Here is a 23,997-nt window from a genome sequence, read left to right as displayed (position 1 = left end):
CGAGCGTGGTCACGGTGTCGCCACGGTGAGCGGGACGTCGACGCGCGAGCGGAGCTCGTGGAACGAGATCCCCCACGTCTCCCGGACGAGGACCTGGTCCCCCCCGGTGATTTCGAACGTGGCGAAGTCGGTATAGACCCGGTCCACGCATCGCAGCGCGGTGAGCGGATACGTGCATTCCCTGACGAGCTTCGGCTCGCCGGTCCTGGTGAACAGCGACATCAGCACGAAGACCTGCTTGGCGCCCACGGCGAGGTCCATCGCCCCGCCGACCGCCGGGATCGCGCCGGGCTCGCCGGTGTGCCAGTTGGCGAGATCCCCCGATGCCGAGACCTGGTAGGCGCCGAGGACGCACAGGTCGAGGTGGCCGCCTCGCATCATGGCGAACGAGTCGGCGTGGTGGAAGTACGAGGCGCCGGGCAGCTCGGTCACCGGGAACTTGCCGGCATTGATCAGGTCGGGATCGATCGCGTCGCCCGTCGCCGCCGGCCCCATGCCGAGCATGCCGTTCTCGGTGTGGAGGATGACCCCCGACTCCGGGGGGAGGTGGTCGCCGACGGTCGTGGGCTGACCTATGCCGAGGTTGACGTACGCCCCGCGGGGAATGTCGCCCGCGAGCACCCGGGCCATCTCGTCCCGTCCGAGCGGGCCCCGGTCGGTGTGCTCGACGATGCTCGGGGACACCACGTTCATGACGACACCTGCACGATCCGGTCGACGTAGATGCCTGGGGTGACCACGGCCTCAGGATCCAGCACTCCCGGCTCGACGACGTGCCGCACCTGCACGACGGTGGTCGTCGCGGCCGTCGCCATGACGGGAGCGAAGTTGCGTGCCGTCTTGCGGTAGACGAGGTTCCCGAGGGTGTCCGCGGTGTGGGCGCTGATGAGCGCGACGTCGGCGGCGATGGGCAGCTCGAGGACGTACGTCCGGCCGTCGATCTCGCGGGTCTCCTTTCCCTCCGCGAGGAGGGTCCCGACTCCGGTGCGGGTGTAGAACCCGCCGATCCCGGCTCCGGCGGCGCGCATGCGCTCGGCCAGGTTCCCCTGCGGCACGACCTCGAGCTCGATCTTCCCGCTGCGGTACAGCTCGTCGAAGACCCAGGAGTCCGTCTGCCGGGGGAACGAGCACACGATCTTGCTCACCCGCCCGGCCGCGAGCAGCGCCGCGAGCCCGGTGTCCGCCTTGCCCGCGTTGTTCGACACGACGGTGAGGTCTCGCGCTCCCTGCCGGATCAACGCGTCGATCAGGTCGAACGGCATGCCGGCCGTGCCGAAGCCGCCGACCAGCACCGTCGAGCCGTCGGCGATGCCGCTGACCGCCTCGTCGACAGAGGTGCAGAGCAGCGTCATGCGACGTTCTCCAGCACGACCGCCAAGCCTTGACCCACACCGATGCAGATGGCTGCCACGCCCCATCGTTCACCGGACTCCACGAGCCGCGCCGCGAGGGTCCCGAGAATGCGCCCGCCCGAGGCACCCAGTGGGTGCCCGATGGCGATCGCCCCGCCCTTGGCGTTGACGACCTCGGCGTCCCGCAGCCCGAGCTCGAGCCAGGCGTCGACACAGGCGATCGACTGGACGGCGAACGCCTCGTTCAGCTCGACGGCGCCGATGTCGTCCCAGGTGATGCCCGCCCGCTCGAGCGCGCCGTTGGCGGCCTCGACCGGGGCGTAGCCGAACTGCTGCGGCTCCAGCGCCGCCCAGCCGCGACCGGCGATCCGCGCGACCGGGTCACGACCGATGGTCGCGGCCGCGCTCGCCGAGCCCAGCAGGACCGCGCTCGCGCCGTCGTTCAACGGTGAGCAGTTGCCGGCGGTAATCGTCCCGTCGGGCCGGAACGCCGGCTTCAGCGCTGCCAGCGCCTCGAGCGAGGTGCCGGCACGGATGCTCTCGTCCTGGACCAGGTCGGTGCCGGGGACGGGCACCACGAGGTCGTCGTAGAAGCCCTTCGCCCACGCCTCCGCCGCGAGGCGGTGCGAGCGAGCGCCGAACTCGTCCTGCCGCTCGCGCGAGATCGAGAACTTCTCCTGCAGTTGCTCGTTGCACTCGCCCAGCGAGGCCGTCCACTCGGCGGGCATCCGCTCGTTCACCAGACGCCAGCCCAGCGTCGTGGAGACGGCGGTGACGTCGCCTGCCGGGAACCGACGCGACGGCTTCGGCAGGACCCACGGCGCCCGCGTCATCGACTCCACGCCTCCGGCGATCGCGATCTCCGCGTCGTCGACCTCGATCATGCGTGAGGCCATCATGGCGGCGTCCAGCGACGAGCCGCAGAGCCGGTTCACCGTGGTGGCGGTCACCGAGACGGGCATGCCCGCCAGCAGCACGGCCATCCGGCCGACGTTGCGATTGTCCTCGCCGGCGCCGTTGGCGTTGCCCCAGAACACGTCGTCGACCAGGCCGGGATCCAGGCCCGGCGAGCGGTCGAGAAGTCCCTTCAGCGCAGTCGCGGCCAGATCGTCGGTCCTCGTGTCGGCCAAGGCTCCGTTGAACCGGCCGAACGCGGTCCGGACCGACGCGTACACGAATGAGCTGCTCATCGGAGCGTCTCCACTTCCTGCCCCATCTCAGGAGGCGTCCTTCGCTTGCTTGCGGATGTCGTCGTAGGAGAAGTCGTTGATGGCGTCGAGAAGGTCGGTCGTGTAGATCTCCGTGGCCGGGAACGCCTTGCCCACGAGCCCGGCGGACGCCATGAACTCGACCATCCCGGTTGCCGCCTTCGGATCGATCCGGCCCCAGTCGTCGTCCTCGACCCCCTGGTCGGCCAGCCGGACCTGGAGGATCTTGACCTGGGACGCCATCGCGTCCTTCTCCGGTCCGGTGCCCCGGGTCTCCGGGTGGAGCTTCCACAGGTCGCGGATCGCGGCCTCAGGGTTGGCCTGGGCGAAGGCGAAGCCCTTCGCGATGGCGCGGCCGAACCGCTCCAGGACGTCCTTCCTCTCGTCGACCGTCTTCTGCGTCGCCGCGAACCCGCCGCCCCAGATGCCGGCGGTCTGGGGCACCGGCAACGGGGTGAGCTCGATCCCGGAGTCCTCGACGATCGCGTACTGGGTGTCCCAGAGGGCCAGCGCATCGACCTGGCCGCTCTTGATGGCGTTGATCTGCTGGGCGCCGGCACCGATCGGCACCAGGCGGGCAGCGTTCTGGCTCATCCCGTTGAGCTCCATCGCGGTCCGGGCGAACGTCCCGCCCGAGCTGGCCACCGCGGTCACCCCGATCTTCTTGCCCTCCAGGTCCGCGATGCTCCTCACACCCGAGCCCTGGGGCAGCTGCAGGCTGTAGATCCAGTGCGGGTAGTACGACGCGAAGTAGACCAGGCCCAGGTTCTTGGCGTGACCGATCGCGACCGGCTCACCGGTCATCAGTGCGATGTCGGCGCCGCCGGCGGCCAGCTGCTGCGCCGACTGCGTGCCGGAGGGGAACAGCTGGACCTTGACGTCGAGCCCCTCGTCCTTGAAGTAGCCCTCGGCCTCGGGGACCACCAAGGTGGTGTACCCGGCGTTCCAGCTGGGCGCGCTCAGGGCGAACGTGACGGTGTCGAGGTCGCCGCCGCCCGCCGGGTCGCCCCCCTCCGAACCGCACGCGCTCAGCGTGGTCACCATGAGGATGCCCGCGAACAGGGCGGTCAGGCTCTTGAGTGGTCTCGTCATCGTCGGTCATTCCCCATCAAAGCTCGTGATCGCGTCGGAAGTCGTCGTGTCGTGCCAGTGCGGGAGGACGTGCCGCCCGACCAGGTCGAGCGTGTGGCGGGCGACCTCCGGCGGCGTGCCGAACGGGGCGACCCGCAGCTGGACGGACGTGACCCCCGCCCGGACGTACCGGGCGATCGTCGCGTCGATCTCGTCGGGCGTGCCCACCATGGGGAGCTCGAGCTCGGCGGGGCCGTCCGCACCCATCCACAAGCCCCGCTCGGTGTAGTAGCCGGTCGCGGCTTTCAGGTGGCGCGCGGCGAGCTCGCGGGCGGTGGCGGCGTCCTCGTGGACGACGCAGAACCTGGTGGTGGCGACCACTCCGCCCGTCCCACCGCGATATGACCAGTAGGCGGCCGACTGCTTGATCAACAGGTCGTCGCTGTAGTTCGTCGCGCCGTAGAATCCGTCGGCGAGCGTCGCGGCACGACGGGCCGAGGCAGCCACCTTGCCGCCCACCAGGATCCGCGGCCCGCCGCGCTGCACCGGGGGTGGGATCGCCACCGGCGAATCGGCACTCGCGTCGGCGGACCAGGCGTCGCGCAGCAGCTTCAGCGTGGCGTCGAAGGCCGCGCCGGCCGGACCTGACGCGGGCAGCCCGACCCGTTGGGCGACCTCCGGGCTGCCGAGCCCGAGGCCGAGGGTGAGCTTCCCGCCGCACAGCTGGTCGAGCAGCGCGGCCTCGTAGGCCAGCTTCTCCGGACTGTACGCGCGCAGGAGCAGCACCGCTGATCCCAGCGCCAGGGACGTCCGTCCGGCCAGATGTCCCAGGACCATCAGGGCGGACGGGAGGTGGAACGGCTGAGCGGCCGCGTGATAGCTCTCCCCCGCCCACGCGGAGTCGAAACCGTGCTGCTCCGCGCGGGCGAGCATCGTGACCGCGCGATCCACCTGTGGGCGGACCGGCTCCTGGGAGCTCAGGTCGAGCGCGATCCCCAGCCGCATTCAGCCGGCGCTCTCTGCTTGCTTGACGACGTCGTCGTAGGAGAAGTCGTTGAACGCCTTGAACATCTCGTCGGTGTAGATCTCCTTCGCGGGGAACTTCTTGATCAGTCCGGCCGAGGCCATGAAGTCGAGCGAACGGGTGAACGCCGCCTCGTCGATCCTGCCCAGGGTTTTGTCGTCGAAGCCCTGTCCGTCCAGGCGGACCTCGAGGACCTTGACCCCGTCAGCCAGCGCCTTCTCCTCCGGGTCGGACCCGCGGGTCTCCGGGTGGAGCTTCCACAGGTCGCGGATCGCGGCCTCGGGGTCGGCCTTGGCGAAGACGAACGCCTTCGCCACCGCACGACCGAACCGTTCGAGGACGTCCTTCTTGGCCTCGAGGTTCTCCCGGGTCGTCGCGAAGCCGCCGCCCCACGCGTCCGCCGTCTCCTTGACCGGAAGCGGCGTCAGGGTGACGCCGGCGTTCTTGACGCTCTGGTACTGGATGTCCCAGAGCGCCAGCGCATCGACCTGGCCGCTCTTGATGGCGTTGATCTGCTGGGCGCCGGCACCGATCGGCACCAGGCCGGCAGCGTTCTCGCTCATCCCGTTGAGCTTCATCGCGGTCCGGGCGAACGTCGCGCCGGAGCTCGCGACGGCGGAGACTCCGATCTTCTTGCCCTTCAGGTCGGCGATGCTCTTCACGTCCGAACCGTCCGGCACCTGCAGGCTATAGATCCATTTCGCCCAGTAGGAGCTGAAGTAGGCCAGGTCCAGGTCCTTGTCGTGCCCGATGGCCACGGGCTCGACCGTCATGAGGCCGAGGTCGGCCCCGCCGCCGGCGACCTGCTGCGCTGCCTGGGTGGCCGACGGGAACAGGTTGGTCGTGACCTTCAGACCCTCTTCCTCGTAGAAGCCCTCGGCCTCCACGACGGCCATGACCGCGTAACCGGCGTTCCAGCTCGGGGACGCCATCGCGAACGTCACGGGCGTCAGCCCGCCGGACTTGGCCGAGGCCTCGGGTTCGCTGTCGGAACCGCACGCACTCAGCATTGCTGTCGCGCACAGGACGGTGAGCGCACCACTCACGACTTTCATGGCTCGTCTGGTCTTCACGACGGAACCGCCCTCTTACTGGTTGGGGAGTGGGTAGGTGTCCTCGTTGAGCACCCGGCCCGGCGTCAGGGAGAAGTCCAGACGCGGCGGACAGAAGATGTCGATCAGCTGGTTGGTCGCCGAGCCCACGGCCTCGCTGGTGTGGATCATGGGCGGAGGGATCACGGCCACCGAAGGACTGCCGCACCGCAGGTGCCGGTCCTCACGCCACTCGGTGCGACGCTTGGACCACGGGGTCCGCAGGTGGTGGACGTACTCCCCCTCCACGGCGAGCGAGCACTGCTCGAAGTCGTCGTGGTCGTGCGGCGAGAGGGTGTTCGGATCACGCGGACCGATCCTGGGCGCCAGGAAGTTGACCATGAAGGTGCTGCACCGCACGATCTGGCCAGGGCGGACGGCGTCCTGCGTCACCTTCAGGTCGGCCAGCCGGTAGGGCCGGATGCGATACCCCTCCGGCGGGTCCGGCCACGGCTCGAACGGCCTGACGTTCGGGTGCGGCTCTGCGTACGAATTCCGGTTGCGCGCCTTGTCCAGCAGGTCGGTGGACCGAGAGCTGAACAGCCGCACGACGGTGCAGTCGTCGACGCCGGCGATCGCGCTGCTGCCCGGCGGGACCATCACCACCGCCTTGCCCGAGACCGACGCGACCTCCTGCGACGCACGGACCTCGACGCTGCACTCCTCGTAGGGGAGGATCACGACGTACTCGTCCGGCTGATCATCCCGCTCCAGCACGTCGCCGGCGACCAGCGTCGTGTAAGCGAGCACGAAGTTGTGTCCGCGGAAGTACCACGTCGACGATCCGCCAGGGGTCGTCTCGTCGGGATCGCCCGTACCGAGGTCGGAGAACTCCACGTCGGGCGGGGTGGCCAAGGTGGTCATCGTCTGTCCTCATCAGTGTTGGCGGGTCGCCTTGCGGCAGACTCGGTGGTTGGTAGCCGTCTTTCGGGTCAGCAGCAAGATGCCGGTTCAGTCGTCCAGGCCGAGCAGGAAGGCCGGGTTGTCGCAGAAGATCTGCCGCAGCGACCTCTCGTCCAGGCCGAGGTCCAGCAGCGCGGTCGCGACGCGGATGTAGGAGTCCACCGGCAGCGGCCGATCCTTCTGGCCGAGGTCGGAGGCCATCACGGTGTGCTCCGGGCCGATCTTCTCGATCCAGTCCAGGAGGAGCCTCGGGTCCCACTTCTTGGTCCCCTCGGGGTCGTAGAAACCGGTCTCGTGCTCGATGAACGCTCCGTAGCCGACCAGCTCACGGCATTTCGCCTCGTCCGCGCCGATGACGTAGTCGGGATGGTTGAGCAGCATCCGGGTGACGCCCTTGTCCTTGGCCGCGGCGAACAGCTGGGTGATCGACTCGGTCTCCATGTGCCCGCCGGTCACCATCGCGCCGGTCTCCTTGACCAGGTCGAGCACCTCGTATACCTCGGGGATGAGCTCGCCGTTCTGTTGGTGGACGTCGACCCGGGACGACGGCACCTCGACGCTCGCCGTGGGGAAGCCGACGCCCTCCGGATGGCAGTCGATGTGCCGGCCGGCCGAGAACGTCGGAAACCACACGGCCTTGCCCCCCATGCGCAGTGACATGGCCACCGCGTGCGGGTTGATGCCGCCGACCATGCTGTTCAGGGTGATGCCGCCGAAGACCGGGGTGCTGATCTTCGCCAGCCGGTCGCTCATCGCGAGCAGGTCCATGACGGTGTTGTGGTGGTGGGACTTCACCAGCACGCCCCGCATGCCGAGCCGCTCGCCGTCCTTGCCGGCCTCGGCATGGTCGATCCGTCGGGGGAACGGGTTCGGGCCGGAATGGCAGTGCAGGTCAACGCAGCCGTTCAGCAGCTTGATGATGGCGGGTGTGTCGGTCATGAAGTCTCCAGGCGTCGGCGGTGTTCGCATCACAGACTGTGAGTTCGCTATCCGGTCTGTCAATAGGGCGCGTTCGGAAAACGCTGCTGCGAATCCCCAGCAAAACCTTGCAGCGAGACGCAGGGCACACTTACTCTCTGTCCGTACTACGAACTATGAGAACTCTTTGTGGACACTTAACGAGACGGGGGGCCGATGACGGAGTACGAGGTCGACAAGCCGGTGACTGCTCGCGAGCAGGACATCCAGGCGGTGAGCCGGACCGCGCAGATCCTCGGACTGTTCGATCCGGAGACTCCGGAGCTCTCCGTCGCGGAGACCACCCGCCGGCTCGGTCTGAACCGGACCACGGTGCACCGCTACTTCAGCTCGATGATCAGCTCCGGCCTGCTCGAGCGTGTGGAGGACTCCGCACTCGTCCGTCCTGGACGGTCGATCCTGCAGCTCGGCAGCTTCATGCTGGGACAGCAGCGCATCATGCAGATGGCGCCGGCCTACATGCGCGAGCTCGCGCTCGAGATCAAGGTCAGCACCGTGCTGTCGCTGTGGGGCACCTCCGGCCCGGTGGTCTCGCTGGTGGAGGAGGCCGACCATCCCACCCTGGTGACGGTGCGCGTGGGCTCGCAGCTCGCCCTGGACTCCTCGCAGGCCAAGGTCTTCCTGGCCTTCCTCCCCGACCAGTTCCACGCCGACCGGCTCACCGGCAGCCTCCCCGAGCCCCAGCGCACCGAGACTCGCCGTCGTATCGAGGCGATCCGGCAGGCCGGCATGAGCAGCCACGTCAACCACCGCGGCATCTGCATCGTCGCGGCGCCGGTGTTCGCGGCGACCGGGATCTGCGCCACGATCGCGGCCGTCGGCACCGAGCGGATGCTGCCGGAGGCGCTGGACTCCCGAGAGGCCACGGCGTTGAAGGCCGCCTGCAAGCGGCTGACCAAGGAGATGGGCGGCACGTGGCCCGAGGCGGCCGACTGACTGCTGCCAGCACGACAACCGGGGCGCGGGCAGCGCGCTCGAATCAGGTGAGGAATGACAGACATGCCGACCAGCACCGACACCGACTGCGTGATCCGCCTGGACTCGCTGTCCATGCTCTACCCGACGAAGTCCGGCGGGACCGTCCAGGCTCTCGACGACGTCTCCCTCAGCGTCCGAGCCGGTGAGTTCATCTCCATCGTCGGCCCCAGCGGCTGCGGCAAGAGCACGCTGCTGCGGATCATCGTGGGCCTCTCCCGCCAGACCTCCGGACAGGTCACCTTCGGGCCGTCGGAGGACACCCACCGCAACCAGCTCGGGATGGTCTTCCAGCAGCCGCTGCTGCTGCCATGGCGCACCGTGCGGACGAACCTGCTGACGTCGCCGGACCTTCACCACGCCCGGGACGCCGCGACCCACGCGAAGGCCGACGAGCTACTGGTGATGCTCGGCCTGGAGGAGTTCGGCGACCGGTACCCCAACGAGCTGTCCGGCGGGATGCAGCAGCGGGTCGGGATCGGCCGCGCCCTGATGCACGACCCGCGCATCCTGCTCATGGACGAGCCGTTCGGCGCCCTCGACGCGATGACCCGCGACCAGATGGGACTGGACCTGCTGAAGATCTGGGACCAGGACCGCAAGACCGTGCTGTTCGTGACGCACAGCATCCCCGAAGCGGTGCTCCTCGCCGACCGCGTCGTGGTCATGACACCGCGACCCGGCCGGTTGGCGGACGTCGTCGAGGTCGCGCTCCCTCGACCGCGGCGGCTCGAGAACATCAACACGCCCGAGTTCGGCGAGATCGTCCTGAAGATCCGCAAGCTGCTCGACTCCGAGCACAGCGCCCACTAGGCCTAGGAGACCTGATGTCCACCCACACCAAGCGCCATGCAGCCGACCGAGAGGCACTCGCCGTCCCGGACGGCGAGACCGTGCCGGTGGAGGCGCCCACGAACTCGGACACCCCGGCCCGACGCCGACGCCGCCGAGTACCGGAGATCACCTACAGCGTGCTGGTGTTCATCGGGCTGTTGGTGGTCTGGCAGGTCGTCGTGGAGATGTTCGACGTCTCCAACATCCTCGTCCCCGCGCCCACGGCCGTCGCCGCCTCCCTGGTCGACGGCTTCCAGGACGGCAGCCTGATGACCCACTCGATCGTCACCCTGAAGGAGATCCTGATCGGGTTCGGCATCGCGGTCGGCTCGGCACTGGTCTCCGCGGTGCTCATCACCCAGTTCCGGACGGTGGAGCGCGTGCTCTTCCCGCTGCTCATCCTGACCCAGACCATCCCGAAGGTCGCCATGGCGCCTCTGCTGATCGTCTGGTTCGGCATCGGGATCAGCTCGAAGGTGTTGACCGTGGCCCTGATCGCGTTCTTCCCCCTCCTCATCAACGCCATCTTGGGATTCCGGTCCGCCGCCTACGAGCAGGTCGAGATGCTCCGGTCCTTCGGCGCGTCCCGCATGCAGGTCATGCGGCACCTGCAGATCCCGTCGGCGCTTCCGCACATCTTCGCGGGACTGGAGGTCGCCGTCATCCTGTCCGTGACCGGCGCCGTGGTCGCGGAGTTCGTGGGCAGCTCCGAAGGTCTGGGCTACCTGATCCAGGCGAGCAACTTCACCCTGGACGTGGCCAGGACCTTCGCGGTGATCGTCGTGCTGTCGGCCGTCGGCATCGCACTGCACGCGGTCGTCGTGCAGCTCGGCAAGTGGCTGGTCTTCTGGACCGCCACCCCCACCGACACCGCCAGCGAGGTCTGAGCCATGGCACGGGTGCGCAACGGGATCAACGGCGGCACGCTCGGGACCTGGATCAAGCTCTCCAGCCCCGAGAGTGTCGAGATCATGGCCCACGCGGGCTTCGACTTCGTGGTCATCGACCTCGAGCACACGACACTGGACCTGGGCGCCGCCTCGACCCACATCGCGATGGCCCGCGCCCTCGGGGTGGACCCGCTCGTCAGGGTGCCTGACCACGGCCTCAGCGTGATCCAGCGGGTCCTGGACGCCGGCGCGGCCGGTGTGGTCGTGCCACACGTCGACACGGTTCAGCAGGCCGGGGCGGTCGTGCGGGCCACCCGCTTCCCGCCACGCGGCGACCGCGGGTCCGGCGGCACCAGCCGAGCGGGTCGCTGGGGGCTGCTGCCACGGGCGGACTACCTCGAGTACGGCAACGAGCAGGCCCTGTGCGTCGTCCAGCTCGAGAGCGAGGTGGCGATCAGGAACACGAGGGAGATCCTGGCCCTCGACGGCATCGGTGCCGCGTTCGTCGGGACGGCCGACCTCGCGATGTCGATGGACGTCGCGGCGGGAAGCGACGAGGTGAACCGGCTCGCCACGTCCGCGCTGGCGGCCGCCGCCGCCGCAGGTGTTCCGATCGGCACCGCGTCCGCCACGAGTGACCAGGCCCGGGCCGCGCTGGCCCGGGGCTACGACTACGTGGTGGTCAGCAACGACACCTCGATCCTCGCCGGCGGAGGCCGGGCGATCGTGAACGCGCTGAAAGCGCCCGTCGCCGAGCGAGTCGCCCGGTGAGCGCGCCACGTGTCGCCATCGTGACGGGCTCGAGCTCCGGGGTCGGAGAAGGGATCGCCCGCGCGCTCGCGGCCGACGGCTTCACCGTCGTGGTGAACTCGGCCACCTCAGTCGACGCCGGTGAGCGGCTCGCGGCCCAGCTCCCGGGGGCGAGCTACGTCCAGGCCGACATCGCCGACCCCTCCGACGCCGTGCGCCTGGTGGAGACGGCCGTGGAGCGACACGGCCGGCTCGACCTGCTGGTGAACAACGCCGGGGTGTCGCGACCCGTCCCCCACGCCGACCTTGATGCGATCACCGCTGACGACTGGCACCGGATCCTCGGCGTCAACGTCGTCGGGACGTGGCAGGTCTCCGTCGCCGCCGTGAAGGTCATGGAGCCCGGCGGCCAGATCATCAACATCACCTCGGTGGGCGGCTCGCGCCCCCTCGGCAGCTCGATCCCCTACTCCGTCAGCAAGGCCGCGCTCGACCACCTGACGAGGCTGCTGGCCAAGGCCGTGGGTCCGGACGTCCGGGTGAACGCGATCGCCCCGGGGCCGCTCCAGACCCGACTGACCTCGGACAGCCTCGCCACGCGGGCGGCGCGCACCGCGGCAATGACACCGCTGGGCCGGCTCGGGCAACCATCCGACGTCGCAGCGATGGTCCTGGCGCTCATCAAGGCCCCCTTCGTCACCGGTGAGGTGATCCACGTCGACGGCGGCATCAACCTCGTCACCCACCTCGACGTGCCTCGCAACGACGACGCGTGATCCGTCCCGGCCCTTCAGGTCAACCGGGGCGCTGCGCTGCGCCGATAGCACGCGCGACACCTTCAATCCGGCCGGAATCCTCGAAGCGCTCGGCGCAGCCGTGCCCAAGGCCGCCTCCGGCGGTGCCCCTGACCGGTTCAACGCGGCCAGCCCGTTCAACATCATCCGCAAATCGCTGCGCCTGGGCGACTTCACCGCCGATCAAATTGCCGAACTGTACGGCCAGCACACCCAGGCGACCGGCCAGGAGTTCACCAAGGACGCGGTGGACCGGGTCTTCGAGCTGACCCAGGGACAACCCTGGCTGGTCAACGCCCTCGCTGATGAGATCATCACCGAGATGAGGGTGACCGGGACGATCGGCGACAGGCAGGTAGAGGACGCGAAGGAGCGGCTGATCCGGGCGCGCGCCACCCACCTGGACTCCCTCGTGGCCCGGCTGCACGACCCCCAGGTCAAGCAAGTGATCGAACCGATCGTGGCCGGCACGTCGCCGGGCACGGACATCGCCTTCGACCATGCCGCCTCCTACGTACACGACCTCGGCCTCATCCGGGGGACCAGAGACCTGGAGATCGCCAACCCCATCTACCGGGAGGCCCTGCTCCGGGTGCTGGGCGACCGCACCGAGCGGTTCGTACGCGCCGACCCGCACAGCTTCGTGCTCCCCGACGGCCGGTTCGACCTGCCACGCCTGCTGGAGGAGTTCGTCGTGTTCTGGCGCGAACACGGCGAGGTCCTCATCCAGCAGGAGGGCTACCACGAAGCCGCCTGCCAGATCATCCTCATGGCCTTCCTGCACCGCCTGGTCAACGGCGGCGGCCACCTCGACCACGAATACGCCGCCGGCACCGAACGCCTCGACGTACTCGTACGCTGGCCCTACCCCGGCCCCGACGGCGAACATCTGATGCAACGCGAAGCCATGGAACTCAAGGTCTGGCGACCCGGCGCGGACGACCCCGAGCCCGAGGGCCTGGCCCAGCTCGACCGCTACCTCGACCGCCTCACCCTGCCCACCGGCGTCCTGGTCATCTTCGACCGCCGCCCCGAAGCCCCACCCTGGAAGGAACGAGGCGGCTTCGAGCAGACCACCACCCCGTCCGGCCGCCAGGTCACCGTCCTGCACGTGTGAGGTCCGCAACCCGGTCGCCGACCCGTACCTGCTGGGCCTGTCCCACGGCGCGTCTGTCGGCGGACGATCAGCTTCCTCGGCAGGTTCACCTGGGGCTGCTCGTAGCAGGAGAAACAGCCCGCTGGAGCCACTCCGGGCGGCCGGCCCGGACGGAGTCCCCGAAGGCTCGTCAGGCGAGCACTGTTCCTTGACGGCGAAGCCAGGCACCGACGATCACGCCGGCTCGTCAGAGGCCGAGGCCTTGTTGCATCGTGACCGTGGGCGTGATGAGTACGCCGTCGAAGGCGTCGGCTACAGGCATGGTCATGGTCGCACTCTGTGTACGGATGTGGGTGAGGTCGCGGAACCGGTCGTCGTGCCGGGCACGACGCAGGTCGACCAGGCCCAGGTCGATGCCGGCACCCAGGGCGGCCGCCTCGACGCTTCCCTGCCCGGGCGGGCCGAGCCGGGCCTCACCGATCGTGAAGCCGAGGGCGGCGTCCGCATCGGGATACATCTCGACGGTGTGCTCGGCCGTGCTGGTGAGCGCCAGCGCGAAATAGTCCTCCCCCAGCATCCGGTGCAGGTGCTGCCCCATGGGCAGGCTCACGACCGGGCCACCGAAGGCCACCGGGTGCTTCTGGATGTGGTTGTTGTGCGCGGCCAGCACGACGCGGGTGCCCGCTTCGGCGTGCGCGAGGTACCATTGCACCGATTCAGCCATGTACAGGTCCCTGATCGACAGGTCCGCGGGCAGGGCCGCCCCCGCGAACAAGGCCGCCCCGGCCCGGAGTATGTAGTCGGTGCGGACCGCACTTTCCAACTGCCACAGGGCGGTGTCGTAGCCGCGCTGGTCGCTGCGTGAGACGTAGACGGGTTCCAGCGCGCGGAACCGCAACCGCAGCCTCGCCAGCGCGGCGGTCAACTCGTCCTGCCGAGCGCTGCCGAGCTTCTCCCACGCCGGAGCGGCCGACGCCCCGGACCCGCCCGCGATCCGCTCGGCGATTCCGGCCGCCGACTCCGCCAGGGGCACGATGTCCGCGTCCACAGTCCGCAGGTATGCGATCACGGGGACCAACGCGGGTAGCAACGACCCGCCGGCCTCGGGGACGTCGATGCCGACGAAGCGCACCGGATGGTGCGAAGTGCCGTTGTGCCGGCGGATGAACCTGAACAGGTCACCGGTGCCCCAGGTGTCGGCCGTCGCGCTGATCGTGGCGAGATCGGCGTCGCCGCCCGCGCCCTGGATCCACGGGGCCAGCGCGAGACCTTCGCTGAAACCGAACTCGTAGGCGAAGACCGTGAACCCGCATCGTTCGGCGAGGAAGCGCAGGATGCGTTTCCTGGCCAGGTTGTACTCGTCGACGAAGTGTGCGCTCTCCCCGATCGCGACGACCCGGGCGTCGCCGATGATGTCACGTAGTGGCTCCAGATCGTCAAGCGGAGCGTCCGGATCGAGGGTCGTCAGGGGGACCACGCCGGCGAGCGGTCGGGTATCAGGCATTGCGGGTTGCTCGTTTCACGGGTTGACGGTGCGGGGAGTACGTGCGGATCCTCATCGAGAGAACATGCCCTGCCCGGGCGACAGGAGGTGGCCAGGGTCGAAGGAGGCCTTCGCCTGCTCGATCGTGGGCCACAAGGGACCGAAGTGCTCCTTCCAGTCAGCCTGCGTGAGCGCGACGGCGCTGACGGGATAGCCGTAACCGCCGGCGGCGCGGACCCGGTCGTACACCGCTCGGTTGGCTTTGACCAGCCTGTCCACCAGAGCAGGATCGTTGGCCGGGAAGCGGATGAGATTGCAGACGAAGGCGATCCCCCCTTCCGGCAGCCGCAACAACGGCGTGTCCGCGCGACCCGGCGCTATGGGATATAGCAGAACACGGCCGAACTCACCCAGGTCCTCCGGCCTCAAGGCGGTGAGCAGGTCCGCGACGACCTCGTCCGTGACCGGGTCAGGAAGGAAGGAGTTGTGCCAGGGGTGCGGATCGTGCCATGCCCCCACCGCGCGCAAGTGCACCTCCAGCTTGCTCAACCGCTGGTAGAGCTCGACGTACGACATGTCGGCGCTTTCCGCCCGGGCACGGTCGTCGGAGAGGCCGGCGAGCGTCGCGTCGTCGTCGGGAAGCGAGTCGGCGGCATACCCGACCGCCGTCTCGATCACGAACTCCCAGCCCGACGGATGGGGTCGGATCGCGCCCTCCAGGTAGTCGACCTGCCCCGTGGCGAGCAGGCGGCGCTGGTCGGCCGTCATGGCCCGGGCGTCGGGGTAGAAGAGGGTGTGCAGCCGGACGCGTTCCGGGGCGGGCTGGAGCCGTAGCACAGCCCTGGTGATGATCCCGAACTGGCCCAGCCCGGCGCGTACGGCGTGAAAGAGCTCGGGATGCCGGTTCGGCGAGCATGTGACGATGTCCCCCCGGCCTGTCACCACCTCGAGCTCGATGACGTTGCAGCTCTGGAACCCGGAGCGGAACGTCGTACCCCCGAGTCCGCCCACGGACACCGTCCCTCCCACCGACAGGGCCAGATAGTCGGTGAGCACGGGAGGGGTGAGTCCGTGGGGAAGCGTGGCTTCCAACACGTGCTGCCAGGTCGCGCCGGCGTCCACGATCACGCGGTCAGGCTCGACGGCGTGCACGGCGTCGAGCCCTGTCATGTCGATGACCAGGCCGTTCTCCGCCTGCGCTCGACCATAAACCGAATGGCCCTGGCCTCGGGCCGCCAGCGGCATCCGCCGCTGGACCGCCCAGCGCACCGCTCTGGCGACATCCTGGGTGGATGCCGGCCGGTGTACGGCAGCGGGTCGCCGCCTCACCAGATGGCCGAAATCCTCAGCCGCGGCCTCGACGGTTTCCGGATCGAAGTCGAACTCCACGGTCCCGACAGTGGCGTCCGGCCACTGCTCCTTGTCCATATCAGCCCCCGAATACAGCCGGTCGTACGTGTGCCGCATCACCGTAGGCTCAACGGTTCCAGCCTGTCTTGAACGTAATTAACCACTCCCGCGCGTCCGTGCTGTGCATGGGTGACGCATCCGGCTCCTGGCTCCGCTGGCGGTCTTGTCCACCGTGCCGCTGATCGTATGTGCGGATCATCCCCGAATCCCAGCGCGGCCAGGCCGTGGGGCTGCTGTCCAGCGACTCATCGCCGCCCAAGGCGCCGGAATTCTGGCAGGCGGCCTGCTCGCGGACCACCTCGGTCCAGCCACGGCCATCGCCACATGTGCGCTGGCCGGCCTGGCCGCGGGCGCAGGATCTATCGGCGGGCTTCGTGCCCATTCCGCCGAACTGTCGACGCGGAAAGAAGCGTCACCATAACGCAGGCCGAACTTCGTGGCCGCGATAATCTCGCCATGGTCCGGCGATAGCCTTTCTCACCCCTGCTCTGTGTCGCATCAATCGATTCTCGTGGCCTGGGGGTCGGCCTTACGACGCCGCGACGGAGAGGGTGTGCGATATCTGTGTACGTATTTCGGCGATGACTGGACGGCTGCAGGCGAAGCGCCGACGGTGAGGTCAGAAATCCGTCGCATGCCCGCACCACCGACCGGCGCTCCGTGGCTACGGCGTCAGGGGCCGTGGGTGCCCTGGTAGGCGACCGGCACGAGGTGGTCCTGGATGTCGTGGACACGATCGGCTGGGCGCGCGTCGTCGAAGAAACCGCCGGGGGTGGTTCCGGTGAATTCGCGGAAGTCGCGAGCAAGATGCGCTTGGTCGGCGTAGCCACATTCGGCCGCGAGCTGACGCCAGCTCGGCATTGTCGAGTCGTTCAGGCAGGACAGCAGCCGATTGAACCTCACCAGCCGCGCGATCGTCTTGGGCGTCAGCCCTACCTGCTGCTTGCACATGGTGATCAGGTGTTTGTGGCTCCACCCGACCTCGGCGGCGATGGCCTTGATGGGCGCGGTGCCGTTGCTGGCCAGCAGCCGCTGCCAGGCGAAAGCCACTTCGGGAGCCGCATGCGGCCCGGCCTGCGCCCTCCGCAGCAGATGATCGTCCATGAGCCGGAAACGAAGATCCCAGGTGGGCGCCGCACGCACCTGCTCCAGCAGCCGTTCGCTGTCCTCCCCGCCGAACACTTCACGCAGATCCACGATGCCGGCACTCAGTTCGCTCAGAGGGATGCCCAGCATGGTGTACGCCCCCAAGGGCGCCAACCGCACCTCCAGATACGCCGGGGCACAGGCCCCTTCGATGATCACGCACCGACCGTGACCGCCGTTGACGAATGCCGGAGGCCGGTGGGCGGAGTCACGGATCTTGACAATCAAAGAGACAGAGGCGGTCGCGGGGCGCACCATGTGGTCACCCCGGGAGGGCCCGTCATAGCCGGCGTACGCGCGAGCGAGGAAAGGGCCGAGCCTCGGGTGCGGCGTGCCAACGGCTCGAGGGAATCGCGCTTGCTCGAAGTCCGCTGCTACATGTGCTGGCATTGCTCCTCGTCGATCAAACATCACGCCACGTAGGATTTATCACCTCTTTGTAGTCGATTATCTGAACGGACCGCAACCGTATTTCCGGTTGTCACGTGACAGGTCACGGGAAACGCGACTCGGCCCAGTTCGCACAGTACGTACTTTCGGCTTCCGACATCCCCGGAAAACGGTTGAAGGGCCATTCCACATCCAGAGCAGAGACCAGACTGGTCACCATCCTGCTGCTGGCCTTCTACCTTTCCGCCGACGGCCCTCGCCTGCGCCGCTGGATCGCGCGCCTGTTGCCATGCTGCTGGGCGCGGCGTTGTTCGGCCCGGTGGGCGCGCTGCTGTCCATACCGGTGGTGGCCAAGCTGTTCTCGCTTGCCGACACCTACGCGGCCACCCGGCCGGAGGTAAAAAGAGATGTTCACGGGCGGGTGAAGGTAGCGGCCGTGGCCGTGCGGCGGCCTCACCGAAGGGAAGGTCGTTGTCATGGCAGACCTTCCCTTCGGTGACCGGGCGGACTTCGAGGCCGCCGACCGTGGTTTCCTGGCCGCGCTCGACCTCGGAGTGATCAGAACGGCCGATGGCCGCGTCGTGTGGGACACCGCCTCCTACGGCTTCCTGAACGAGACGTGCCCGGACACCGCGCACCCCAGCCTGTGGCGGCAGGGTCAGTTGTGCGTCAAGCAGGGCCTGTACGAGGTCACGGACGGCATCTACCAGGTCCGCGGCCTGGATCTGTCGAACATGACGCTGATCGAGGGCGAACGTGGCGTCGTCGTGATCGATCCGCTGCTGTCGGTCGAGTGCGCCGCGGCCGGCCTGAAGCTCTACCGGGAGCAGCGCGGAGACCGTCCGGTCACCGCGGTCGTCTACACCCATTCGCACGCCGACCACTTCGGCGGCGTGCGCGGCGTCACCGACGGCGACGTGCCGATCGTGGCGCCGGCCGGGTTCATGGAGCACGCGGTGTCGGAGAACGTCTACGCCGGCACCGCGATGAATCGCCGCGCCACCTACATGTACGGGCCGGGCCTGCCACGCTCACCGGAAGGACAGATCGGCGCCGGCCTGGGCATGACCACCTCCACCGGGACCATCTCCCTGATCCCGCCCACCAAGGACGTCACGCACACCGGTCAGGAGGAAACCCTCGACGGCGTCCGGATCGTCTTCCAGCTCACCCCCGGCACCGAGGCGCCCGCGGAGATGAACTTCCTCATCCCCGACCGGCGGGCGTTGTGCATGGCCGAGAACGCCACCCACAACCTGCACAACATCCTCACGCTGCGGGGCGCGGTGGTGCGCGACGCCCGCACCTGGGCGCGCTACCTGACCGAGGCGATCGCCCTGTTCGCCGACCGGGCCGACGTGGTGTTCGCCTCCCATCACTGGCCCACCTGGGGCGGGCGGAACATCGTGGCGTTCCTGTCCCAGCAGCGCGACATGTACGCCTACCTGCACGACCAGACGCTGCGCCTGCTCAACAGGGGCCTGACCGGAGCCGAGATCGCCGAGCAGCTGCGGATGCCGCCCGCCCTGGAGCGGGCCTGGCACACCCACGGCTACTACGGCTCGGTCAGCCACAACGTCAAGGCCATCTACCAGCGCTACCTGGGCTGGTTCGACGGCAACCCGGCCCACCTGTGGGAGCACCCGCCCGTCGAGCAGGCCCGCCGCTACGTCGAGTGCATGGGCGGTAGGGAGGGCGTCCTGTCTTATGCCCGCCGCTATCTCGACGACGGTGACCTGCGGTTCGCCGCCTCTCTGCTCAACCACGCCGTCTTCGCCGACGCCGGCGACCAGCGGGCGCGCACGATGCTCGCCGAGGTCTACACCCGGCTCGGGCACGGCGCCGAAAACGGCACCTGGCGTAACTTCTACCTGGTCGGCGCGCTGGAGTTGACCGGCGATGTGGTACCCGCGGATCTGGACACCACCTCGCCGGAGATGCTCGGCGCCCTGTCCATGGAGCAGATCTTCGACTCCCTGGCCATCCGCGTCGACGGGCCCCGGGCCTGGCAGGAGAGCCTGGCCATCGACTGGCACCTGACGGACCTGGACCGGCGCTATCGCACCACCCTGTCCAACGGCGCACTCATCCAGCAGGCCGATCCGCCACCGGGGCAGGTGGACCTGACGCTCACGCTCACCAAGCAGCGGCTCCTCGGGCTGCTCACCGACCGGGCGGCCGACGATATTCAGCACGAAGGCGACATGAACGCCTGGAACCGCCTGCTGGCGGTGCTGGACGACCCGGCTCCCCCGTTCGCGATCGTCACCCCGTAAGCCGCAGGAGAACACCGACAGTCGCCATCGGGCTGACCCTCACCGACAACGCACGAAGTCGAACAGGAGAGCTCACCGGTGCACGGACCGCTTCCGCCTGCTGGTGAGGCAGCGGTTGATAGATGCCACCGGCTGGGCCGTGAGACGCCGGTGCTCCGGCATCACCTGAAGAACGAGCCACCGCGCCGCGCTCGTCGGCTGGGTTTCCGCATGGTGGCGAACTCAGTCGTCGCCGCGAACGGCGGTGGGAGCGAAGCGGGTGACCAAACCATGCAGGACGCAGTCCAGCCCGGTATCGAAGTCGTCGTCGCGGATGCCGCCATGGTTCTGGAGGCGCTGGGCGGCGTAGAGTTTTCGCAGCCGCGGGTAGTCCTTGACGGCTTGTTCGGCGACCGGCCACAGGCGGTCAGCCCACTCCTGCTCGCTTTGACCACTGCGGGCGAGCATGGTCAGCCACGCGGCCTCGCTGGTCGAGATCCCGATGACGTAGGCCACGACGGTGTTCAGGGCCTGGTCTGCCGCTTCGAGTGAGAAGCCCGCCTCTTCGAACACCGCGAGCATGGCCTCGGTCAGCCGCAGCATGTTCGGCCCTAGGTAGGCGAGGCCTGACTCCCCGAGCACGGAGACGATCCAGGAGTGGCGCAGAAGCGTTGAGCGCATGCTGCGGGCGCAACCGGTGATGGCCGCCCGCCAGCCCGCCGCGTCGCCGGTGCTCGGCACCTGGACCTCGCCGTAGACCTTGTCCACGACGAGTTCGATCAGCTCGTTCTTGTTGGTCACATGGGTGTACATCGAGGTGGCCCCGGCGTTCAGGAGGGCGCCGAGTTTACGCATGCTCAGGGCGTCGATGCCCTCGGCGTCCAGCAACTGAAGCGCCGCGGACACGATCTGCTCCCGGCTCAGGGCCGGCTGCTCCCGCCGTTGCTGCTGCACACGAGTCCACACCGATGGGAACACCTGCTTGCCGGCTGGCATGCGCTCTCCTCGTATCTCACGGCCACCCTCCCCGCACAGTGTACGGCTTTGCCACCATCGTTCGATACCCGTACAGTGTACGGCGAGCAGAACGCTGTGCGGCAAGTGAGTCTTTGGAGGGAACCTCTTCATGTCTTCACCACGATTCGATGGTGACCGTTGGCAGGCCAGGCTCGATGAGCTGCGCGCGTCCCATCACGTGCCGGGAGCTTCCCTGGCCGTGCTGACCGGTGGAAACATTCACGAACTGGCCAGCGGTGTGTTGCACCGGGGCACAGGGGTGGAAGTGACGACCGACTCGGTGTTTCTGGCCGGCTCGCTGGCCAAGGCCTACACCGCAACGCTGGTGATGCAGCTGGTCGACTCCGGCGCCCTGGATCTGGACGCGCCGGTCGTCAGCGTGCTGCCGGAGTTCGCCACCCCCGATCCACGGGCCACCAAGACGATCACCATCCGGCAGCTGCTGTCGCACACCGGCGGGGTAACCAACGACTTCAACTACGACAGTGGGCGTGGTGACGACTGCCTGGCCAAGTACGTTCAGGCGGCCAGGCAGGTGGCACTGGACTGCCCGCCCGGAACGGCGATCTCCTACGGCGGTCTCGGCTACGTCGTGCTGGGCCGCGTTATCGAGGTGCTGACCGGCAAGACCTGGGATCAGGCGCTCAAAGACCTGCTCTTCACCCCGCTCGGGCTTGAGCACTCGATAACGCTGCCGGAGGAGGCGCTGCGCTTCCGCGTGGCGATGGGCCACCAGGGCGAACCCGGACAGGACCCCGAGCCGGCACCGGTCTGGGACCTGATGCCGCGCTCGGCTGGGCCGTACGGCAGGGTCATCGTCTCGGCCGGCGATGTCGCCCGGTTCGCCAAGATGCACCTGGACGGCGGCCTCGCCGCCGACGGAACCCGCGTCCTGTCCGCCGACACCGTCGCCGCGATGCAGCGCCGCGAGGTTGACAGCCCGGACAAGTGGTCGATGTCGGCCGACGGCTGGGGCCTGGGGTGGACCCTGCACGACTGGAACGGCATTCCTGGCTACGGCCACGACGGCAGCGCCGTCACCCAGCACTCCTACCTGCGTGTCATCCCGCACGCGGGCGTGGCCGTCGTCCTGCTGGCCAACGGCGGTGACTTCAGCCGACTGTACGTCGATCTGGTCGCCGACCTACTGGACGAGCTGGCCGGGGTGCGCATTCCGCCTCCCTTCGCCCCGGCGGCGACCCCGCCCAAGGTGGACATGACGGAGCTGGTGGGCGCCTACAGGCGCGAGGGCGTCCTCACCACCATCACCCAAGAAGACGACGGAGCCGCACGCATCCGGTATGAGTTCGTGGACGGTATGAAGGGCTTCTCCGCACCGCTGGAGGCGAACCTGACGCCGGTGTCGCAGACGGTGTTCGCCGCCTCCGGCGGGCCTTTCGGCGAGACCTACATCCCGGTGGTGTTCTCCACTCTGACCAACGGCACTCCCTGCGTGTACGTCAGCATGCGCTGCACGCCCAAGATCGCCTGACGTCGACCGCCCCAGCATCGCCCCGGCTCCGATCAGCTCCTGCCCGGAGAGCCGGGGTGCTGCGTCGAGAGCCGCGGCACGACGGCGAGCCCGGCCCGCAGGTCGGACAGGACACCTGCTTTCCGCACAGCACGCGGCCGCAGCGGGAGCAACAGCGCCAGCAGGCCGGCCAGCGCGAGCATCCCCGCGATGAACAGGACGACGGCGGTGGCGGAAAGCAGGGTGGCCAAGGTCGCGGCGGCCGGCGGCCCGGCCAGTTCCGCGACGTTGTAGCTCGCCGAGTCCAGAGCACGGGCGCGCATCTGCGTTCCCGGAGCGACGAGGTCGTCGAGCCCGCTGGACAGGCCGCCGGTCACGAGCGGGCCGCAGCATCCGCCGACCGCGGCCAGCGGGACGAACAGCGGCGCGTTGCCCAGCGTCAGCACCACCCCGGCCAGGCACACGCCGAACAGCAGCATGGCCGCCGAGTAGACCAGCCAGGGTCTGGCGCTCTGATCGGCCAGCATGGCCGGAGGGTGAATCGCCTGGTGAACTACTCCGCTCTCGTCGCCTCGGGGCTAGTGGGCGGGACGGCCCGGCGGAAGAGGGCAAGAAACCTCCCCGCCGTGTCCATGCCGCCGTCGACACGGAGGTCACCACCGACCACCGCTTCTTCGGGAGAACGCACCCCTCTCAGCAGCGAGGCGAGCGTGGCCGTGTCGGTATCGAGGGTGACGTCGGGGTGCTCGAGCGTGCCACGGGCGATGGCGATCTCGCCGCCGGTGACCATGACGCGAAACTCGTCCCCGCCAAGCCGTACCGCTGCCCTGATCTCGACATCGCCGGACTGCCCGGGATCGAACAACGCTTTCAACGACAGAATGAGCGAGTCGACGCCGATCGGGGCGTCGAGCGGCAGCGACGAAGAACCTCCCGCCCAACGCCCGAGCCCGGTCACCACCGGCTCGAGCCCCATCCCCCACTCGGTCAGTTCGTAGACGGGAACGCCCGCCGGCGGGGGGAGCTGGCGGTGGCGGACGACACCGCTTTCCTGGAGCTGGCGGAGCCGCTGGGACAGCATGTCCGGGCTGGCGCCGGGCAGCCCGGTTCTCAGATGGGTGAATCGCTTGGGGCCGAGCAGCAACTCGCGCACGATCAGCAGGGCCCAACGCTCGCCGACCAGGTCGAGCCCGTGCGCCACCGCGCACCCGTCATCGTATTTGCGCCTCCCTACCATGCCCTCGATCCTACCGCGCCGATTCAACAGTCCATGCGGTAAGTTGTTTTTTCCAATCATCTAGTTCTATTGTTCAACCACAGGCCTCCCAACCGCGGGAGGTACTCGACCGGGAAAGGTGGCCACCGTGCCCCTGATCTTCATCGAAGGCCCACAAGGGATCCGGCCCGACGCCAAGCGCGAGCTGATGCGAACAGTCACCGAGGCGCTCTCCGACACGTACCACGTTCCTGACGTGCGAATATTCGTGCGCGAGCACCCTGGCGCGAACGTCGCCCAGGATGGTCTCTCGGAGGCCGAGGACATCCGGCCGGTCTGTTTCCTGGAGGTGCCGGAACTCCGTGATCTCGACGCGAGGAGGGTGCTGGTCAAGCGGATCCAGGACGCAGTGGCTGCGGCCTATCAGGGCATCGCCAATACGGACGAGCTCCTCGTCATGATCAACCACTACCCGCTGGAGAACGTGGGATTCCACGGCCGTCTCCAGTCCGACGACCCCCAGATCGTCGGACTGATGGAGCAGTTGAACCGTTGAGAACGGACGGCGGGACCGGTCGACCGGTCCCGCCGTACCGTCCGACGGCGAGCGCTCCTCCATGGACGGGGCGGCAGGTCCGTCACG

At 68.6% G+C, this 23,997-nt stretch carries 23 protein-coding genes; 9 read left to right on the top strand and 14 right to left on the bottom strand.

What is annotated here, in order from left to right; all coding sequences use genetic code 11:
• Positions 1-9 precede the first annotated feature (9 nt).
• From ABGA98_RS24035 to ABGA98_RS24000, 8 genes are all read right to left on the bottom strand, one after another.
• A complete protein-coding gene (locus ABGA98_RS24035; protein WP_347620644.1) occupies positions 10-693 on the bottom strand; it encodes a 3-oxoacid CoA-transferase subunit B in 684 nt (227 codons plus the stop codon).
• Positions 690-1,352: a 3-oxoacid CoA-transferase subunit A gene (locus ABGA98_RS24030; RefSeq protein ID WP_347620643.1), complete on the bottom strand. Its 663-nt coding sequence runs from the start codon at positions 1,350-1,352 to the stop codon at positions 690-692. Before ABGA98_RS24030 ends, ABGA98_RS24035 begins: the two co-directional genes overlap by 4 nt.
• Positions 1,349-2,542: a thiolase family protein gene (locus ABGA98_RS24025; RefSeq protein ID WP_347620642.1), complete on the bottom strand. Its 1,194-nt coding sequence runs from the start codon at positions 2,540-2,542 to the stop codon at positions 1,349-1,351. The genes ABGA98_RS24030 and ABGA98_RS24025 overlap by 4 nt, the downstream gene beginning before the upstream one ends.
• Before the next feature lie 27 nt (positions 2,543-2,569).
• The gene (locus ABGA98_RS24020) at positions 2,570-3,652 is read right to left on the bottom strand and encodes an ABC transporter substrate-binding protein (protein ID WP_347620641.1); all 1,083 of its coding nucleotides are present in this window, start codon (positions 3,650-3,652) and stop codon (positions 2,570-2,572) included.
• A 6-nt stretch (positions 3,653-3,658) separates the two neighbouring features.
• Positions 3,659-4,636 carry an LLM class flavin-dependent oxidoreductase gene (locus tag ABGA98_RS24015; protein WP_347620640.1) on the bottom strand — a complete coding sequence of 326 codons (978 nt, stop codon included), beginning with the start codon at positions 4,634-4,636 and terminating at the stop codon, positions 3,659-3,661.
• A complete protein-coding gene (locus ABGA98_RS24010; RefSeq protein WP_347620639.1) occupies positions 4,637-5,710 on the bottom strand; it encodes an ABC transporter substrate-binding protein in 1,074 nt (357 codons plus the stop codon).
• 33 nt (positions 5,711-5,743) lie between these two features.
• Positions 5,744-6,610, bottom strand: a complete 867-nt coding sequence (locus ABGA98_RS24005) for a hypothetical protein (RefSeq protein ID WP_347620638.1) — start codon at positions 6,608-6,610, stop codon at positions 5,744-5,746.
• A gap of 87 nt (positions 6,611-6,697) precedes the next feature.
• Positions 6,698-7,588: a DUF6282 family protein gene (locus ABGA98_RS24000; RefSeq protein ID WP_347620637.1), complete on the bottom strand. Its 891-nt coding sequence runs from the start codon at positions 7,586-7,588 to the stop codon at positions 6,698-6,700.
• A 195-nt stretch (positions 7,589-7,783) separates the two neighbouring features.
• On the opposite strand from ABGA98_RS24000, the gene ABGA98_RS23995 reads away from it, so the two are divergent.
• The 6 genes from ABGA98_RS23995 (at position 7,784) to ABGA98_RS23970 (ending at position 12,987) form a co-directional block, all read left to right on the top strand.
• Positions 7,784-8,563, top strand: coding sequence for a helix-turn-helix domain-containing protein (locus ABGA98_RS23995; protein WP_347620636.1), 780 nt, complete (start codon positions 7,784-7,786; stop codon positions 8,561-8,563).
• 63 nt (positions 8,564-8,626) lie between these two features.
• The gene (locus ABGA98_RS23990) at positions 8,627-9,415 is read left to right on the top strand and encodes an ABC transporter ATP-binding protein (protein ID WP_347620635.1); all 789 of its coding nucleotides are present in this window, start codon (positions 8,627-8,629) and stop codon (positions 9,413-9,415) included.
• A 14-nt stretch (positions 9,416-9,429) separates the two neighbouring features.
• Positions 9,430-10,323 (top strand): ABC transporter permease, encoded by an 894-nt coding sequence (locus ABGA98_RS23985; protein WP_347620634.1) that lies wholly within the window; start codon positions 9,430-9,432, stop codon positions 10,321-10,323.
• Between the two features lie 3 nt (positions 10,324-10,326).
• On the top strand, positions 10,327-11,097 hold the full coding sequence (locus ABGA98_RS23980) for an aldolase/citrate lyase family protein (protein WP_347620633.1): 771 nt from the start codon (positions 10,327-10,329) through the stop codon (positions 11,095-11,097).
• On the top strand, positions 11,094-11,852 hold the full coding sequence (locus ABGA98_RS23975; protein WP_347620632.1) for an SDR family oxidoreductase: 759 nt from the start codon (positions 11,094-11,096) through the stop codon (positions 11,850-11,852). Before ABGA98_RS23980 ends, ABGA98_RS23975 begins: the two co-directional genes overlap by 4 nt.
• 100 nt (positions 11,853-11,952) lie before the next feature.
• Complete coding sequence (locus ABGA98_RS23970) at positions 11,953-12,987, top strand: hypothetical protein (RefSeq protein WP_347620631.1); 1,035 nt, start codon at positions 11,953-11,955, stop codon at positions 12,985-12,987.
• Between the two features lie 226 nt (positions 12,988-13,213).
• Here ABGA98_RS23970 and ABGA98_RS23965 read toward each other — a convergent pair whose 3' ends face one another.
• The 3 genes from ABGA98_RS23965 to ABGA98_RS23955 all read right to left on the bottom strand — a co-directional run bounded on the left by ABGA98_RS23965 (position 13,214) and on the right by ABGA98_RS23955 (position 17,164).
• On the bottom strand, positions 13,214-14,470 hold the full coding sequence (locus tag ABGA98_RS23965; RefSeq protein WP_347620630.1) for an erythromycin esterase family protein: 1,257 nt from the start codon (positions 14,468-14,470) through the stop codon (positions 13,214-13,216).
• 51 nt (positions 14,471-14,521) lie between these two features.
• Positions 14,522-15,916: an FAD-binding protein gene (locus ABGA98_RS23960; protein ID WP_347620629.1), complete on the bottom strand. Its 1,395-nt coding sequence runs from the start codon at positions 15,914-15,916 to the stop codon at positions 14,522-14,524.
• Between the two features lie 615 nt (positions 15,917-16,531).
• Complete coding sequence (locus ABGA98_RS23955; RefSeq protein WP_347620628.1) at positions 16,532-17,164, bottom strand: helix-turn-helix domain-containing protein; 633 nt, start codon at positions 17,162-17,164, stop codon at positions 16,532-16,534.
• Between the two features lie 707 nt (positions 17,165-17,871).
• On the opposite strand from ABGA98_RS23955, the gene ABGA98_RS23950 reads away from it, so the two are divergent.
• Entirely contained in the window at positions 17,872-19,671 is a 1,800-nt protein-coding gene (locus ABGA98_RS23950) for an alkyl sulfatase dimerization domain-containing protein (protein ID WP_347620627.1), read from the top strand.
• A gap of 222 nt (positions 19,672-19,893) precedes the next feature.
• Here ABGA98_RS23950 and ABGA98_RS23945 read toward each other — a convergent pair whose 3' ends face one another.
• The gene (locus ABGA98_RS23945) at positions 19,894-20,646 is read right to left on the bottom strand and encodes a TetR/AcrR family transcriptional regulator (protein WP_347620626.1); all 753 of its coding nucleotides are present in this window, start codon (positions 20,644-20,646) and stop codon (positions 19,894-19,896) included.
• 130 nt (positions 20,647-20,776) lie between these two features.
• On the opposite strand from ABGA98_RS23945, the gene ABGA98_RS23940 reads away from it, so the two are divergent.
• Positions 20,777-22,159: a serine hydrolase domain-containing protein gene (locus ABGA98_RS23940; protein ID WP_347620625.1), complete on the top strand. Its 1,383-nt coding sequence runs from the start codon at positions 20,777-20,779 to the stop codon at positions 22,157-22,159.
• A 32-nt stretch (positions 22,160-22,191) separates the two neighbouring features.
• Here the strand turns inward: ABGA98_RS23940 and ABGA98_RS23935 are convergent, their stop codons facing one another.
• Positions 22,192-22,665 (bottom strand): MFS transporter, encoded by a 474-nt coding sequence (locus ABGA98_RS23935; protein ID WP_347620624.1) that lies wholly within the window; start codon positions 22,663-22,665, stop codon positions 22,192-22,194.
• A 26-nt stretch (positions 22,666-22,691) separates the two neighbouring features.
• Positions 22,692-23,375, bottom strand: a complete 684-nt coding sequence (locus tag ABGA98_RS23930; protein ID WP_347620623.1) for a winged helix-turn-helix transcriptional regulator — start codon at positions 23,373-23,375, stop codon at positions 22,692-22,694.
• Between the two features lie 127 nt (positions 23,376-23,502).
• Between ABGA98_RS23930 and ABGA98_RS23925 the strand changes: the two genes are divergently transcribed.
• On the top strand, positions 23,503-23,910 hold the full coding sequence (locus ABGA98_RS23925) for a tautomerase family protein (RefSeq protein WP_347620622.1): 408 nt from the start codon (positions 23,503-23,505) through the stop codon (positions 23,908-23,910).
• The last annotated feature ends 87 nt before the right edge of the window (positions 23,911-23,997 follow it).

Origin of the sequence: Nonomuraea sp. B1E8, from assembly GCF_039871515.1 — a bacterium.
Lineage (GTDB): Bacteria > Actinomycetota > Actinomycetes > Streptosporangiales > Streptosporangiaceae > Nonomuraea.
This window is presented reverse-complemented; position numbering and strand designations above follow the sequence as displayed.

What these genes read in the sequence shown, in the direction of transcription:
- ABGA98_RS24035 (WP_347620644.1), bottom strand. Translation starts at nt 693, where the DNA reads ATGAACGTGGTGTCCCCGAGCATCGTCGAGCACACCGACCGGGGCCCG.
- ABGA98_RS24030 (WP_347620643.1), bottom strand. Translation starts at nt 1,352, where the DNA reads ATGACGCTGCTCTGCACCTCTGTCGACGAGGCGGTCAGCGGCATCGCC.
- ABGA98_RS24025 (WP_347620642.1), bottom strand. Translation starts at nt 2,542, where the DNA reads ATGAGCAGCTCATTCGTGTACGCGTCGGTCCGGACCGCGTTCGGCCGG.
- ABGA98_RS24020 (WP_347620641.1), bottom strand. Translation starts at nt 3,652, where the DNA reads ATGACGAGACCACTCAAGAGCCTGACCGCCCTGTTCGCGGGCATCCTC.
- ABGA98_RS24015 (WP_347620640.1), bottom strand. Translation starts at nt 4,636, where the DNA reads ATGCGGCTGGGGATCGCGCTCGACCTGAGCTCCCAGGAGCCGGTCCGC.
- ABGA98_RS24010 (WP_347620639.1), bottom strand. Translation starts at nt 5,710, where the DNA reads ATGAAAGTCGTGAGTGGTGCGCTCACCGTCCTGTGCGCGACAGCAATG.
- ABGA98_RS24005 (WP_347620638.1), bottom strand. Translation starts at nt 6,610, where the DNA reads ATGACCACCTTGGCCACCCCGCCCGACGTGGAGTTCTCCGACCTCGGT.
- ABGA98_RS24000 (WP_347620637.1), bottom strand. Translation starts at nt 7,588, where the DNA reads ATGACCGACACACCCGCCATCATCAAGCTGCTGAACGGCTGCGTTGAC.
- ABGA98_RS23995 (WP_347620636.1), top strand. Translation starts at nt 7,784, where the DNA reads ATGACGGAGTACGAGGTCGACAAGCCGGTGACTGCTCGCGAGCAGGAC.
- ABGA98_RS23990 (WP_347620635.1), top strand. Translation starts at nt 8,627, where the DNA reads ATGCCGACCAGCACCGACACCGACTGCGTGATCCGCCTGGACTCGCTG.
- ABGA98_RS23985 (WP_347620634.1), top strand. Translation starts at nt 9,430, where the DNA reads ATGTCCACCCACACCAAGCGCCATGCAGCCGACCGAGAGGCACTCGCC.
- ABGA98_RS23980 (WP_347620633.1), top strand. Translation starts at nt 10,327, where the DNA reads ATGGCACGGGTGCGCAACGGGATCAACGGCGGCACGCTCGGGACCTGG.
- ABGA98_RS23965 (WP_347620630.1), bottom strand. Translation starts at nt 14,470, where the DNA reads ATGCCTGATACCCGACCGCTCGCCGGCGTGGTCCCCCTGACGACCCTC.
- ABGA98_RS23960 (WP_347620629.1), bottom strand. Translation starts at nt 15,916, where the DNA reads ATGCGGCACACGTACGACCGGCTGTATTCGGGGGCTGATATGGACAAG.
- ABGA98_RS23950 (WP_347620627.1), top strand. Translation starts at nt 17,872, where the DNA reads ATGGCAGACCTTCCCTTCGGTGACCGGGCGGACTTCGAGGCCGCCGAC.
- ABGA98_RS23945 (WP_347620626.1), bottom strand. Translation starts at nt 20,646, where the DNA reads ATGCCAGCCGGCAAGCAGGTGTTCCCATCGGTGTGGACTCGTGTGCAG.
- ABGA98_RS23940 (WP_347620625.1), top strand. Translation starts at nt 20,777, where the DNA reads ATGTCTTCACCACGATTCGATGGTGACCGTTGGCAGGCCAGGCTCGAT.
- ABGA98_RS23935 (WP_347620624.1), bottom strand. Translation starts at nt 22,665, where the DNA reads ATGCTGGCCGATCAGAGCGCCAGACCCTGGCTGGTCTACTCGGCGGCC.
- ABGA98_RS23930 (WP_347620623.1), bottom strand. Translation starts at nt 23,375, where the DNA reads ATGGTAGGGAGGCGCAAATACGATGACGGGTGCGCGGTGGCGCACGGG.